The sequence below is a fragment of the Clostridium sp. BJN0001 genome, assembly GCF_022869825.1.
In the GTDB taxonomy this organism is placed as follows: domain Bacteria; phylum Bacillota; class Clostridia; order Clostridiales; family Clostridiaceae; genus Clostridium.
Genome location: NZ_CP094971.1, coordinates 1,148,287 through 1,162,278 on the forward strand (window position 1 = coordinate 1,148,287; position 13,992 = coordinate 1,162,278).

At 26.6% G+C, this 13,992-nt stretch carries 17 protein-coding genes; 16 read left to right on the forward strand and 1 reads right to left on the reverse strand.

The genetic code is table 11. From position 1 onward, the window contains the following. Window positions 1-154: 154 nt before the first annotated feature. The 15 genes from MTX53_RS05415 (at window position 155) to metA (ending at window position 12,362) form a co-directional block, all read left to right on the forward strand. The gene (locus MTX53_RS05415; RefSeq protein ID WP_244835236.1) at window positions 155-1,006 is read left to right on the forward strand and encodes a hypothetical protein; all 852 of its coding nucleotides are present in this window, start codon (window positions 155-157) and stop codon (window positions 1,004-1,006) included. 291 nt (window positions 1,007-1,297) lie between these two features. Continuing rightward, on the forward strand, window positions 1,298-1,609 hold the full coding sequence (locus tag MTX53_RS05420) for a hypothetical protein (protein WP_244835237.1): 312 nt from the start codon (window positions 1,298-1,300) through the stop codon (window positions 1,607-1,609). Continuing rightward, a complete protein-coding gene (locus MTX53_RS05425; RefSeq protein WP_244835238.1) occupies window positions 1,602-1,988 on the forward strand; it encodes a hypothetical protein in 387 nt (128 codons plus the stop codon). Before MTX53_RS05420 ends, MTX53_RS05425 begins: the two co-directional genes overlap by 8 nt. 84 nt (window positions 1,989-2,072) lie before the next feature. Then, window positions 2,073-3,635, forward strand: coding sequence for a hypothetical protein (locus MTX53_RS05430; protein ID WP_244835239.1), 1,563 nt, complete (start codon window positions 2,073-2,075; stop codon window positions 3,633-3,635). Window positions 3,636-3,658: 23 nt separating this feature from the next. Continuing rightward, window positions 3,659-4,417 (forward strand): phage portal protein, encoded by a 759-nt coding sequence (locus MTX53_RS05435; protein ID WP_244835240.1) that lies wholly within the window; start codon window positions 3,659-3,661, stop codon window positions 4,415-4,417. A gap of 65 nt (window positions 4,418-4,482) precedes the next feature. Continuing rightward, a protein-coding gene (locus MTX53_RS05440; protein WP_244833913.1) for an IS3 family transposase occupies window positions 4,483-5,654 on the forward strand; the annotation gives its coding sequence in 2 pieces (ribosomal slippage) (window positions 4,483-4,723 and window positions 4,723-5,654; 1,173 coding nt in all). Next, window positions 5,605-6,204, forward strand: coding sequence for a phage portal protein (locus MTX53_RS05445; protein WP_244835241.1), 600 nt, complete (start codon window positions 5,605-5,607; stop codon window positions 6,202-6,204). Before MTX53_RS05440 ends, MTX53_RS05445 begins: the two co-directional genes overlap by 50 nt. Before the next feature lie 819 nt (window positions 6,205-7,023). Beyond that, window positions 7,024-7,173, forward strand: a complete 150-nt coding sequence (locus MTX53_RS05450) for a hypothetical protein (RefSeq protein WP_244835242.1) — start codon at window positions 7,024-7,026, stop codon at window positions 7,171-7,173. Window positions 7,174-7,239: 66 nt separating this feature from the next. Next, on the forward strand, window positions 7,240-7,527 hold the full coding sequence (locus MTX53_RS05455; RefSeq protein WP_244835243.1) for a hypothetical protein: 288 nt from the start codon (window positions 7,240-7,242) through the stop codon (window positions 7,525-7,527). 143 nt (window positions 7,528-7,670) lie between these two features. Further along, window positions 7,671-8,015: a hypothetical protein gene (locus MTX53_RS05460; RefSeq protein WP_244835244.1), complete on the forward strand. Its 345-nt coding sequence runs from the start codon at window positions 7,671-7,673 to the stop codon at window positions 8,013-8,015. An 11-nt stretch (window positions 8,016-8,026) separates the two neighbouring features. Continuing rightward, window positions 8,027-9,124: an Ig-like domain-containing protein gene (locus MTX53_RS05465; RefSeq protein ID WP_244835245.1), complete on the forward strand. Its 1,098-nt coding sequence runs from the start codon at window positions 8,027-8,029 to the stop codon at window positions 9,122-9,124. Window positions 9,125-9,137: 13 nt separating this feature from the next. Continuing rightward, complete coding sequence (locus MTX53_RS05470) at window positions 9,138-9,341, forward strand: BhlA/UviB family holin-like peptide (protein WP_244835246.1); 204 nt, start codon at window positions 9,138-9,140, stop codon at window positions 9,339-9,341. Window positions 9,342-9,926: 585 nt separating this feature from the next. Beyond that, window positions 9,927-10,655 (forward strand): radical SAM protein, encoded by a 729-nt coding sequence (locus MTX53_RS05475; protein WP_244835247.1) that lies wholly within the window; start codon window positions 9,927-9,929, stop codon window positions 10,653-10,655. A gap of 3 nt (window positions 10,656-10,658) precedes the next feature. Continuing rightward, on the forward strand, window positions 10,659-11,354 hold the full coding sequence (locus tag MTX53_RS05480) for a queuosine precursor transporter (protein WP_244835248.1): 696 nt from the start codon (window positions 10,659-10,661) through the stop codon (window positions 11,352-11,354). A gap of 90 nt (window positions 11,355-11,444) precedes the next feature. Beyond that, complete coding sequence (metA, locus tag MTX53_RS05485) at window positions 11,445-12,362, forward strand: homoserine O-succinyltransferase (RefSeq protein WP_244835249.1); 918 nt, start codon at window positions 11,445-11,447, stop codon at window positions 12,360-12,362. Window positions 12,363-12,414: 52 nt separating this feature from the next. Here the strand turns inward: metA and MTX53_RS05490 are convergent, their stop codons facing one another. Further along, a complete protein-coding gene (locus MTX53_RS05490) occupies window positions 12,415-13,047 on the reverse strand; it encodes an undecaprenyl diphosphate synthase family protein (RefSeq protein ID WP_244835250.1) in 633 nt (210 codons plus the stop codon). A gap of 376 nt (window positions 13,048-13,423) precedes the next feature. Here MTX53_RS05490 and MTX53_RS05495 point away from each other — a divergent pair, with 376 nt between their 5' ends. Beyond that, on the forward strand, window positions 13,424-13,984 hold the full coding sequence (locus tag MTX53_RS05495; RefSeq protein ID WP_244835251.1) for a DUF3867 domain-containing protein: 561 nt from the start codon (window positions 13,424-13,426) through the stop codon (window positions 13,982-13,984). Window positions 13,985-13,992: the final 8 nt, after the last annotated feature.

The following is a 13,992-nucleotide window of genomic DNA, read 5'->3' on the forward strand; positions in this document are numbered from 1 at the left end:
GTACATTCATTAAGGTGTAACAAGAGAGAATCCTATTAACAATATAAAATCTAATTATGCAAGTGAAACAAGTTCACTTTCAACACACATATATTTGTTTCTTGCTACGCCTATATATATTACATTTTTCGATTTAGAAAGGATAGATTTAATTATGAAAGATTATTTTACAATGTTACCAAACAATGTCATTTGGACTTATTCAGATGAAGAAATTGCACTTATCAAAGGAAATGATAAATTACTTATTACAATGATTTACCTAGACACTCATATCAATAAAGTCGGACAATGTTGCTTTACACTAGAAGATTTAATTGTTTTTAGTGGTTTTAATGTCAGAACTGGTAAAAATAATTCTATAGAACAATTTAAAAATACATTATTATATTTACAAAATTTAGGCTACTTAGATACTACACTAGATATCAATAGTCTAAAACCGAAAAAATTTATATCTTGTTCATACGAAGTTAAATTTGATAAAGATGAAGATGAAAATAATACTCACTATTTTAAGTTATATTATGACAAATTTAAAAAGATTATGAATAGTGATAGTAAATTAGATAAATTAATAACACTTAAAATATACTGTTATATTCTCGCAAGAATGAAAAGAAATAATTCAGAGCAAAAAGAAATGAGAGATAATTCAGCTTTTGATTGTACTGTAATTGAATGTTTCTATGATAGTTATAAAAAGATTTGTAAAGATTTAGATATTTCAGACACAACATTCAATTTACATATTAATTTATTACAAGAACTAGAATTAATATTCAATGACAATATTGGTTTAGTTAAAAATGAATATGCAACTCACTATGCAAACAATGTTTATGTAGAAGATAAAGATGAATTAAAACAGGCTCTAAGTGCTAGTAAACTATATTATATTGCAGAAGGATATGATTGTATTGATAAAAAGTGTTCTAAACAAACAACAAAATTAAAAGGACAAAAAGGACAAATTAAAAGACAAGCAAAGTTAAAGCAAAATTAAATAATAATTAAATAATAATTAAATAATAATGTTAAAGTTATTAAAGTATAACATAAATTGCTTATTTTTTAGTAAGATAGCTTAATTTTAAATAATATTATTTACTTTTAAGTTATCTTACTAAATTATATTTAATATAGCTTATTTTTCAGCAAAATTAAGCAAGAATAAGCTAATTCTGTAAAAGAATAAAGATAGTCTAAATTACTTATCGCATACGCTTATACGCTAAGTATATGCAGATGATAACTTAAATAGAACTAATTTTAATAAAAAAAATGAATATTTAATATGAAAGGATTGATTTTAATGATAAATATTATAGAAATTTTAATGATATATGGATTAGCAGGAATTGCACTTTATTTAAATAGTAAAAATGAGGTATTGAGATTAGAAAATAAAGGACTTAGAGATAGAATTAAAAGAGATAACGAATGGCATGAAATTGATAAAAAATATTCAATTGATTTAGCTAGAGCAGATGAAAGATTGAAAACATCTAGTGAAGAATTTAGAAAACAATTTCATAAACAATGTGAAGAGTTTCATAAACAATGTGAAGAAATAAATAAGGAATTGGAGTTGAGAAATAATGAGTAAGAAAGTAAGAACGCTTAATGATAATATAAAAGATTTACTTGATAACAAGAAATTATTTGTATTCATAAGGTGGTATCTAAACGGAGCTAAAGACGAAGATTTCAAGACAGTACAACAAACAATGGACATACAACAGGATAAAAAGTGGGCAATTAAAAATTATCTTGAAAGAGAAGATGTTCAACGTGCAATGATTGAAATTACTAAGCTTAACAAGGACTTTAATCTAGTGCAAATTTATAATAAAATGTTAGAAAACGCACTAAAAGGTGATGTAAATAGTGCAAATTGGATTGTTAAGTTTAGCGAAAGTGAATTCTTTGATAAGAAAGTAAACGAAGTACAAAATATTATAGATAAATTAGATTTAGAAGAATAAGTTTTTGCTATCATTTTATTTGATAGCTGAAGGTGTCTGTTATTTTTAGACACCTTTTTATTATATCAGAAAGGAGATATTTTATTGAAAAATGAAGAAAAATTTTTGAAAGTTTGGAATGATCCTGTATTATTCATTGATAACTTTTTAAAGATAAATAATAAAACGGGAAAATTAGTACCATTTAAACTCAATGAGCCACAGAGAGAATTTATAAAGAATATGGATACATATAATATTATACTTAAAAGTAGACAAATGGGCTTAAGTGTTGCAATATGTGGACTGGCTATATTTTATGCAGTAACTCAACCCAATTCAACTTGTATGTTACTTAGTCATAATGATGAGAGTTGCAGAAGTATATTTAATAAGCTAAAGAATATATATAATACTTTACCAAATGTGATAAGACCTACATTGATAAGAAATAATAGGGCAGAATTACAACTTTGCAATGGAAGTATAATTTCATGTTCAACTCTAGGCAGAAAAGACAAAGGTCGTGGAAATACTTGTAAATTAATACATATATCAGAATTTGCATTTGTAGATAGTGCAATAGCAAATAAACAATTATTATCATTAGAACAGACACTAGGAGCAGGAGACTCACATCTAATTATTGAATCTACTGCAAATGGACTTAATCATTACAATATACTATATAATAAAGCTAAGAATAAAGAGAACGCTTATAAATCATTCTTCTTTAATTATATCAAGGGTTCTTGTATGTTCTTAGATGAATATAAGAAATATAAAAAGATATTTAAAAATCTTAATGGACACAACTTTAATGAGAGTGATTTAACAGATGAAGAAAAAGAATTGCTAAAAATCAAAGGAATGACACTTGATATTCTTTGTTGGAGAAGATTAAAGATACAAAATAGTTCTGTAGATCAATTTAATCAAGAATTTCCACTCACAGACCAAATGGCGTTTGTAACAAGTGGCAATAGTGTATTTGATAATGAACGTATAACTAATGTATTAAGAGTATTACAATTAGAAAAGAATAAATATATAAAGAAGAAAGATTTAAAAGATTTACCAAAATTACTTAAACAGTATTACGGTAAGTCTTTTTATATGCACAAAAAACCAGTTGTTGGAGAACGTTACTATATAGGCTTGGATTGTTCGCAAGGCGTAGGAAAGGACTATAGTGTTGCAGTTGTTCTCAATAAAGATGCAGAGGAAGTTGCAATATTTAGAGATAATAAGATAAAAGCCTATGCACTTGCAGAGTTTATAAATGAATTAGGAAGATATTACAATAAAGCGTTTTTAACTATAGAAACTGCATCAGCAGGTAATTCTGTAATTGAAAGATTGAGATATACTCATAAATACATGAATATGCACAAATATAAAGCCTTTGATGAATTTAACAGAGTAAAATGGAGAATTGGTTTTGATACTAATGCAAAGACTAAGTCGCTAATTATTAATGATTTTGTTGAGATGTTTGATAAAGGTGCATTATGTTTACATAGTGAAATTATTCTACAAGAAATGAAGGTTTTTGAAGCTAAAGATAATGGCTCTATGGGTGCAATGAGTGGGTTTCATGATGATACCATTATGTCAACTGCACTAGCACTAGCTGGACTTAAAACGGGAAAATACTACAAGTGGTAATAAATAAATTAAGGAGTGATAATATGAATTTAGAACAATATATAGAAATAGTTTATAAAAATAATCCTCTATGGTTTATGGAGGAAGTAAAGAAAGGACATCATGCAACTAGAATTGCAAATGTTTTCAAAATAAAGAATTATCTTCATGGAACACATAAGGTATTACAAAGACAAGATGTTACATACAAGGAGCAGACTTATAAGGTCAAGAAGTTGATACTACAGAACGCTAAGGCTATATGTAACTTCCATAGTACATATATTTTAGGAAAACCAGTAAGTCTTACAGGTTCAGAAGATTTAGTGTCAAAGATGCAGAATATATATAATTATGCAAATTATAATAGTATAGATTTTGATATTGCAGACAAACTGGTAAAATATGGTGATAGTTATGAATATATATATAAAGATAAAGATAAAATTACATCTAAATTAATAGATAATTCATGTGCATATCCAGTTTATAGTGAAACAGGTGAATATATTGCCTTTATTGAGTATTGGACTAATTTAGAGAATATAAGCTATTATAATGTTTATACAGAAGATAGCGTTACAAGTTGGAGCAATGAGGGTTGTGATATGCACATAATAGGAGAATATAAAAATGAGAGTGGTTTACCTATTCATTACAAAAGCTCAAATGATTGGGATAATAGATATGGAGAAGGACTACTTGAAAATATTATTCCTATCTTAGATGAAATAGAAGATTTATTAAGCAAAATGGGAGATAGTATATATACTCTTAGTTTAAATCCTTTATTATTGTTGTGATAAAGTAAAGTTGTAACATGAGTACCTAATAAATTATAATTTTATTAGGAAAAGGGGAATAGATTATGGTACAACATTTTGAGGAAGAAGTAAAAAGAAAAATAGTAGCTCTTCATGTTGAAGGAAGAACAATTAAAAGTTTAGTTGATGAATATAAAGTATCAAAGGCTAGTATTTCAAATTGGGTTAAGCAATACCGCAGCGAATGCCAGACAAACCAGGATTTAAAAAGCGAATATGATTATCTTACTGAAAATAAGAAGCTTAAGAAACAGCTTCAGGAAATGCAGAAGGAAAATGATTTCTTAAAAAAAGCAGCGGCATTCTTTGCAAAGGAAATCGATTGATGGTTTATCGATTTATTGATGATAATAAACAGCACTTCGGTGTACGATGGCTGCTTAGACGATTTAGTATCTATCCTAATGCATATTATAACTACAAAAAAGCAAGAAAACAGGCTTATAATGATAAGAAGAAGTCTATATATTCTACAATAGAAGAAATCTATCATGAAAATAATGGTGTATTAGGCTATAGAAATATGAAAATATTCTTAGAACGTAAGCATATATATTTAAGCTGCCAGACTGTCCATAAATACATGAATACTGACTTGAAGATATATTCTATAGTTCGTAAAAAGAAGCCTTCTTACAGACATGGAAAAGCGTACAAGAAATTTCCTAATTTGTTGAATCAAGATTTCGTAGCTGCAAAAATTAATGAAAAATGGTGCACTGATTTCACATATATTACACTTGCTAATGGTCAAAAAAGATATAACTGTTCAATCGTAGATCTGCATGACCGCTCAGTTGTTGCATCACTTAATGGTAAAGAAATCACGTCTGATTTGGCTATAAAAACAGTAAAAAAGGCATTCGCCGCGCAGCATATTACTAATAATGGTAATATATTACTTCATAGTGATCAAGGTACTCAATTCACTTCAAAGGAGTTTGTTAATTTCTGCAAAGGTAACGGTATAACGCAAAGTATGAGTAAGGCTGGTTATCCCTATGATAATGCACCTATGGAACGATATTTCAACACTCTTAAGAATGAATTGATAAATCTAAAATATTATCATAATGATAAAGAGCTTAATTCAGATATCGATAACTTTGCATACGTCTGGTACAACCACTTACGTCCACATACATTTAATAATGGTCTAACGCCATTTGAAGCAAGATATAAAAAAATTAGGTCAAAGTGTTACAAAAACACTTGACCACAACATATTAACAACAGGACAAGCCGTAGAAGGAACTGTTTCAAATGATGCAGTAGGATATAATGTAAGTCTTGAAGTAGGTTCTGATATGAAATATGTATCTGCAAATATGGACTATTCTACTATTAAGTATTATTTAGATACTATACAGAATCAGCTAAACTTTAATAGTTATATTCCTTTGATATTAGCAGGAAGTGGCAATATAGCAAATGTATCAGAAGTGTCATTAAAGATGTTATATAACTTAGCAGATGTATATGCAATGATGAATGAGAAAGCAATAAGAGAAGGACTTAACGAAAGGTTTAATATTATTAGAAAATTAATAGGCGAAAACAATAAAGAAGAATATGTTAATGTAGAATTCAATTATAGTAGACCTCAGAACGCTAGTGAATTACTAGATAACTTAGTTAAACAATTTGGCGTAGGAGCTATTAGCGTAGAAAGTGTAATAGAGAAATCACCGTTGACTAAAGATAAGACAATGGAAATGGATAGACTTAAAAGAGGTAGCAAGGATAAGAACGATAAAGATGTATAATTAAATAATTCTACCTATGCGTTCACGATTTCGCATACGGTATATATAGTAGTATCGGTTATTTAATACCATTATATATAGTATTATCAATAGGTTTAATGGTTCTATTATTAATCGTCAACCTTGTAGAGATTATGATAGGTAACAATTAATGGATAATAATGGATAAATTTAAATAATAATCTGTACACAAACAAGTAAAAACAGGTATAAAAATCGAACTTGTCTTGAGTTTCAAAAAATGAACAATAATATTAAAAAAAATCTAATTAATAATGATTATTATTTAAAATTGTACAATAAATGAACAGTACATATGTTCGTATAAAAATAGTGAAATAGTTGGGAAATAATATGATGTGTATTTATGCAATAATCATGTATAATTAAGTGTTTTATACAAGTTTTATACATAAATTTTATACATCTCAGACGTTATCTTGCTATTTCACTTTATATTTTATGTTAAAAATGGCTGAAACGTAGTTATATCAACGGTTTACAGGATTATTAACAACTACATATAATTTATATTATACGCAGTTATATTTCGTTAAAATTTCATTTAGCGAAACTTTTTTTATATAAAATTGTACAATAAATGAACAGTTGAAATAAAAGTGGGAAATAATTTGATTAAAATTTTGATTTTATTAGAATATTTATAGCTGAAAAGCCTTTATTTTCCTTGATGTTACCCCTTTTTTCTAAAAGATTTTGTATCTAATCAATTTACCACCCTCAGAAAAAAATGACTTTTATTTGTATTAAAAGCCTTGTATACTATTAGTATTACTAATGATTAAAGGAGAGAAACCAATGGATGAACAAAGATTGTTAGATATAATAATGGAATTAACTAGAGAAAATGAACGTTTAAAATTAAAACTGGAACAATATGAAGATAAGGAAAAAGTAGCTTCTGGATTAACTGATTTGTGGAATGATGATAAATTTTGGAAAATATAATTTATAAAATATAGAGGAATTAAAGCCCTTTTGTGGAATTTATTTCTATGAGAGGGGGTGAGATTTATGAAAAGTCGTATTATTAAATATTCAAGTGAAGAAAATAAGAGAAAAGCCTATAAAGAATTAATACAGGAGCTTAATGAAGAAGTTAAAGATAGAAAAAAGACAAAAGAAAGATTGGAAATTGAATATTTTAAAAAATTTCTTTTAAACATAGCTTATAAAGATAAATATAAAGAAGAAGTAGTTTCTTTACAACAGAGAATAGAAGAAATAGAAGACTATATTATAGATTTACCAGAAAAAATAAAATTTTTGGAAAATAATTTTGATAGTACCTATGGAAAATAACATATTAGAATATGCAAAATTAAATAAACCAATTAAAATAGAAAGGACAGTCCAATTATGGACAGTCCTTTTTTGCTAACTAAAATTTTAGAAACCAATAACAACGTGTCCTTCTGTGGACACTATAGAAAGGAAATGATTAAATGAGTAATTTAGAAAGATTGAAACTAGAACTATCAAACAAGGAATATTATACAGATGATGAATATTCAGTATTCTTAAACGAAAATAACTTGATACCAAATTCAGACTATAATAAAGCTGATAGTCAAATTAATTTATTAGAAACAGTAGTATCAATATTAGAAACACTTAGTAATGATGTAGATTTAATGAGAAAGATTGATTCTAAAGATATTATCACAACAGAACAGGCGTTTAAGTATTTAGATGTAAGAATTACTAAATTAAATGCAAAGATATTAGATCTTAAAGAATCTAAAGAAGAAAAGCAAGGAAATATAAGACCTATATTCTTTACACGCTAGGAGGTGTTTAAATGAAATATAACACAATAGATTATTCTTATAATAAAGCTATAAAAGATTATGGAGTTGTTGCCATCCTTGGAGATACTGAAACAAAAGTATTAATTAGAGAGATTACAGATCCAAAATCTGATTATGGAATTGATTATAAGAAAATTATAAGTTCAAGAAAAATAGAACAGGGCAATTATGTGTCTATCAATAAAGTTAAATTCTTAATTTGTGCAAAAGAGGAACAAATGACACAAAGTATATATAACGTAGCAATTTTCAGAAAGACACTACCAATATTACTAGGAAGTGAATATAAACCAGTAGACGCTATAGTCAATATGGATAAAAATGTACTTTTAAATGGACAATATATAGAAGAAGTACACGACCAGTATCAATTCATAATACCAAAAAATGGTAATGATATAGGTGTAAATACTGAAATAGTTTACAATATGGGAATATATAAAACTATTAGCGTAGATGAAACAAAGGACAACTTATATTATGTTATTGCAAAATATAAAGATATATATAACCCTCATAAGTACACTATTACATTAAATGAAACAAGTAAGACACTTAAAGAAACTGAAATATTTAATATTATTGCAACTTGTACTGATAATGACGTAGTTGTTTCTGAACCAGTAGTTACATATGTTTCATCAGATGATAGCGTAGCAACTGTAGATAATAATGGTGTCGTAACTTGTGTAGGGGCTGGAAGTTGCACTATAACTTGTACATATAATAAAGTAGATGCAACATTAAACTTAGTTGTTGAGGAGAAACCAGCAGAGCCAATAGTGTCATATACACATACTTGGAGTCAACCTATAGATTCATTAAGAAACTACTGTTCAAGTACATTAACAGTAACTAAAATAGTAAATGAAACTGAAACACCATGTAAAATTACATACAGTTTAGACACTTTAGGACAAAGTTATTTAAGTGGTGGCAAGATAAAAATTACTGTAAAGGCTAATAATTCTATACAAATTAAAAATGTAAGTGCCACAGAGGGCAAAACTATTGTATTAACTATTAAAGATAGTGAAGATGATAAAATTATTTTAGAACAAAATATAAAATTGATAAGTGGATTTTAGGAAGGGGTTCAAAATGGAACAAGAAATATTAAAAATGGCTCTAAGCTATGGAATTTTTGGTATACTTTTTGTATACCTTTTCTTTTATATGTTAAAAGATAGTAAAGCTAGAGAAACAAAATATCAAGATATGATAGATAAAATAACTGATAAATTTAATATCGTAGAAGATATTAAAACAGATGTAGATTTTATTAAAGAAAAAATTTCAAAATAGGTATTGCAATTCTTTATGAAAAGGTGTATCTTTATATTAAGGTATACGCTACTTTAATATAAGGGTATTTATTAAACTGTATTAAGGTGTATATCGTAATATAAGTATAACAGAAAATGTTATAAACTTAGTTATATAGCCATTTTAGAGTTGAAGATGATGATGACGTACAAAATGTTTATCATAATGCAGAATTCCCAGAAGGATTTGAAGAATAATACTATTTAATATAGTATACTAATTTAAAATTTACACTTTCAGTATCGATATATTTATTTTTTCGATATTGGAAGTGTTTTTTTGTTATACATAAAAACTTGATTAAACTTAATAATAATGATATACTACCAAATGAAAATAAATAAGACAGTTCGTAACCATCCTGTCTATAAATAAAACTAGGGAATAATTTATTTTATATGTATTTTATGATGGGCTTATCTTATAAGAAATTAACTTATAAGTGAGGCCCTTTTTATTTTTATAAGATGGATTGCTGCCTGAGTAAATTATTAGATACAAATCTGATATTTATAAAGGTAGTTTTTATTTACGGACTGAAATTTTATGAAAGAAGGAAACAAAATGTCAAAAGAATTTAATCCAGTTCGTTATAGTACAATAACAGGCAAAAATAATAGGGAGATAGTAATGCTTCGTGGAAGTGGATGTACGTGGAGAAGATGCAAATTCTGTGATTATCATCTTGATTTTTCAAAAGATACTGAATCAAATTTTAAATTAAATAGTGAGGCTTTAAGCAATGTAACAGGGAAATATGGCAAGCTTGAAGTTATAAATTCAGGAAGTTTTGTAGATCTTGATGAGAAAACAATGAAATTAATAGAAAAAACATGCTTAGATAAAGATATAAAGGAACTTCATTTTGAATCTCATTATAAGCATAGAGATCAGATTAAGAATATTCGTGATAGATTTAAAAAACTAGGTATAACTTTAAAATTAAGGGCAGGAGTTGAGACTTTTGATTATGATTTTAGAGAAAATGTTTTAGATAAAGGTATTTATGAACATGATCCTAAAGTAATTGCTTCATATTTTGATGAGATATGTCTTTTATTTGGAATTACTGGACAAACATCTGAAAGTATGAAAAATGATATTGAAACAGGACTTAAATACTTTGATAGAGTATTTGTAAATATAATGAATGAGAATACAACTAATGTTAAGCCTGATAAAGATGTAATAAATACATTTATTCAAAAGCTATATCCAATATATAAGGATAATGAATCAATTGATATTCTCCTTAATAATACTGATTTTGGTGTTGGAAAGGATCGTGATTAATTTATGAATAATGAAATTTTACTATTTATTAATTTAATTGTAGTCTTTGGAGGAGTTTTATTAGCATATTATCTTTTTGGAAAATCTGGGCTCTATGGTTTTACTGTATTTGCAACAATTACAGCTAATATTGAAGTCCTTATACTTATTGATGCATTTAAAATGCAGCAGACACTTGGAAATATAATGTTTGCATCTACATTTTTAATTACTGATATTTTAAGTGAAATGTATGGAAAAGAAAGTTCTAAAAAAGCAGTTAATATAGGAATAGCTACGTCTATATTATTCATTGTAGTATCTCAAATATGGCTTCTATATACTCCAAATGAAAATGATTGGGCTATGCCTTATATGAAAACTATCTTTTCAAATACTCCAAGACTTATGTTTGCAAGTTTTATTGTTTATGCAATTTCTCAAAGATTTGATGTATGGGCATATCATAAATGGTGGGCTTTTACAGAAAAGAAATTTCATGATAGAAAAAGATTTTTGTGGCTTCGTAATAATGGTTCAACATTAATATCGCAATTTATAAATACATTCTTATTTGCAGTTTTTGCTTTTTACGGTGTTTATGAAATACCTGTACTTTTAGAAATAGTATGGAGTAGTTACATAATATTTATTGCTACAAGTCTTCTTGATACACCTGTTATATATGCAGCAAGATTAATAAAACCTAGATGTGAATAAAAAGAATATAAATTTTTTCCTTGAAACTATGTAAAATATTTAATATTATATATTATAAGGCAATAAATAATAAAAAAAGGAAGTGATAAGATGCCTATAAAAATACCAATGGATTTACCAGCATATAAAGTGTTATCTAATGAAAATATTTTCGTGATGAGTGATAATAGAGCCGTCATGCAGGATATAAGACCTCTTAAAATTGCTGTATTAAATCTTATGCCTAAAAAAATTGAAGCAGAGAATCAGATATTAAGGTATCTTTCTAATACTCCTCTTCAAGTTGAAATCACTCTTATAGGGACTAAAACATATATTTCACATAATACTCCTATAGAGCATTTAAAGAAATTTTATAGCGATTTTAATGATATAAAAGATAAAAAATTTGATGGACTTATAATTACAGGGGCACCAGTAGAACAGATGGATTTTGAAGAAGTTGATTATTGGAAAGAACTCGAAGAAATAATGAATTGGAGTAAAACTCACGTTTATTCATCTATTCATATATGCTGGGCAGCACTTGCAGGACTTTATTATCATTATAATGTTCCAAAATATGATTTGAAAAAAAAGATTTTTGGTGTGTTTAAACACTGGGCAAATTATGAAAATGATGAGATTACAAGGGGACTTAATGATGTATTTTATGCACCTCATTCAAGACATGCTAAGGTAAAAAGAGAAGATATTGAAAAAGTAGAGGAACTTCAAATCCTTGCAGAGTCAAAAGAAGCAGGTGTATTTATAGTCGCAACAAAGGATAGAAGACAGATTTTTGTATTAGGACATCTTGAATATGATAGAAATACACTTAAAGATGAGTATTTAAGAGATAAAAGTAAAGGCAATGATATTGAATTACCTAAGAATTATTTTCCTGACGATAATGTAGATGCAGAGCCTAGCTATTTGTGGAGATCTACTGCTAACATAGTTTTTGGAAATTGGCTTAACTATTGCGTATATCAGAATACTCCTTATGATCTTAATGATTTAAAATAATACTACTGATTATATAAAAGAAATATAGAATTAATTTATTTCTCTTATATAATCAGCCTCCTAAAGTAATATCTTGATCTTCATACCATTTTAGTGCATCATAAAAATCTTTCTCTTTAAAATCAGGCCAGTAATCTTCGACACTATAAAAATCCGAATAAACTGATTGAACTGGCAAAAAGCCACTTAATCTTTTTCTACCTCCCCATCTTATTATCATATCAATTCTTGATATGTCTTTTGAAGCGATAGATTTTTCAATACTTAATGAATTTGTTCTTATTTTGCTTAAATCCCATTTCCATCCATAGTTTATTAAAAAATTAACTTTTATTCCTCCACTTCCAAATTTTTTTCTTTCTGTAAATTCTTTTAGCTCTTTTGGAAAACAATCTGAATTAGAATTCCCAACAACTAATATTTCACAGTTTTCCTTAGTAAGAACATTAACAGAATCTATACAAGCTTTTGTAAAAGATTGTTTCTGAATAGCAGGTCTTTTTGTATTATCGGTTGTAAAACCAAAAAATGTAACTTCTTCTATGTTTTCTTTTTGGCATAACTTAAATATAGTGTATCCTGGAATTATTCCGTGTGAATACCCCCTGTCTTTTGAAAGATTATTTTTAGCGGCCCATCTTCTATTCCCATCAGGAATTATACCTATATGTTTTAATCTATGCATCTTTTATACTCCTTTTATTTTTATTATGTATTGTTTAATTATTAACATAATTCATTTTTTTATACATATAATAAAAGCCGGATGCTAAAATGATTAAATAGCATCCGGTAAAATAGGGGGATAATATAGTAATGCTTAATTACTTTACAATTATTATTATATAGATTTAATATGACAATATAGTGACAAATATTTAGAAATAATTTATTTAATATATACTTTATATTAGTGAATTATTGATATAATATATTAAAAAAAGGTGATATAATTTAAATAGAAACTTAATATTATATTTATACATATTAGAAATGGTACAATAATGTATTTCTGAGATAAAAACTATTAGAATCACTTTTTAATGTATGGAGGAATTTTTATGAGTGAGATAATTGACTTTAATGAAATAAAGAATAAGGTTAAAGAGCAGGATGTTGATAAATTTGAAGATTATGTTTATTCAATGTATTATAAAATGGAATCTGGAAGTCTAAATATGGGAGAATTTTCACAAAATATAGTAAAATACATGCAGGAGAATAATATATCACAGGAAAAATTTATTCAAATACAAAAGAAAATTCTTGAAAGATATGGACTTGATCCAGAAAATTTTGAAAAACAGATTAAGATGGCAGGAATTGATTTAAATTCTATAGCATCTGATTCAAATTATCAATCAATTAGAAAAGCGGTTAGTTTTAAGGAAAAATATGATGATAAAGTGAAAGATAAGCAGATATCTGAATATTTTATAAAAAATGATAAAAATGATATTAAAATTGTTTTAGATGGGGAAAATGTATTTATTATAAGTGATAAAAATATAGACATTAAGGATGTTGAATTAAATGAATTTTTATGTTCTTATAAAAAAGTAAGAAAAGATAAGATGCTTAAAATAAATATTTGTGAAAACAAAAGGGAATATAATTATTAAAAAAAATT

Coding starts and splice junctions, on each gene's coding strand:
- MTX53_RS05420 (WP_244835237.1), top strand. CDS start 1,298: ATGAAAGGATTGATTTTAATGATAAATATTATAGAAATTTTAATGATA.
- MTX53_RS05460 (WP_244835244.1), top strand. CDS start 7,671: ATGAGTAATTTAGAAAGATTGAAACTAGAACTATCAAACAAGGAATAT.
- MTX53_RS05490 (WP_244835250.1), bottom strand. CDS start 13,047: ATGCATAGATTAAAACATATAGGTATAATTCCTGATGGGAATAGAAGA.
- MTX53_RS05455 (WP_244835243.1), top strand. CDS start 7,240: ATGAAAAGTCGTATTATTAAATATTCAAGTGAAGAAAATAAGAGAAAA.
- MTX53_RS05475 (WP_244835247.1), top strand. CDS start 9,927: ATGTCAAAAGAATTTAATCCAGTTCGTTATAGTACAATAACAGGCAAA.
- MTX53_RS05480 (WP_244835248.1), top strand. CDS start 10,659: ATGAATAATGAAATTTTACTATTTATTAATTTAATTGTAGTCTTTGGA.
- MTX53_RS05435 (WP_244835240.1), top strand. CDS start 3,659: ATGAATTTAGAACAATATATAGAAATAGTTTATAAAAATAATCCTCTA.
- MTX53_RS05425 (WP_244835238.1), top strand. CDS start 1,602: ATGAGTAAGAAAGTAAGAACGCTTAATGATAATATAAAAGATTTACTT.
- MTX53_RS05415 (WP_244835236.1), top strand. CDS start 155: ATGAAAGATTATTTTACAATGTTACCAAACAATGTCATTTGGACTTAT.
- metA (WP_244835249.1), top strand. CDS start 11,445: ATGCCTATAAAAATACCAATGGATTTACCAGCATATAAAGTGTTATCT.
- MTX53_RS05470 (WP_244835246.1), top strand. CDS start 9,138: ATGGAACAAGAAATATTAAAAATGGCTCTAAGCTATGGAATTTTTGGT.
- MTX53_RS05495 (WP_244835251.1), top strand. CDS start 13,424: ATGAGTGAGATAATTGACTTTAATGAAATAAAGAATAAGGTTAAAGAG.
- MTX53_RS05465 (WP_244835245.1), top strand. CDS start 8,027: ATGAAATATAACACAATAGATTATTCTTATAATAAAGCTATAAAAGAT.
- MTX53_RS05450 (WP_244835242.1), top strand. CDS start 7,024: ATGGATGAACAAAGATTGTTAGATATAATAATGGAATTAACTAGAGAA.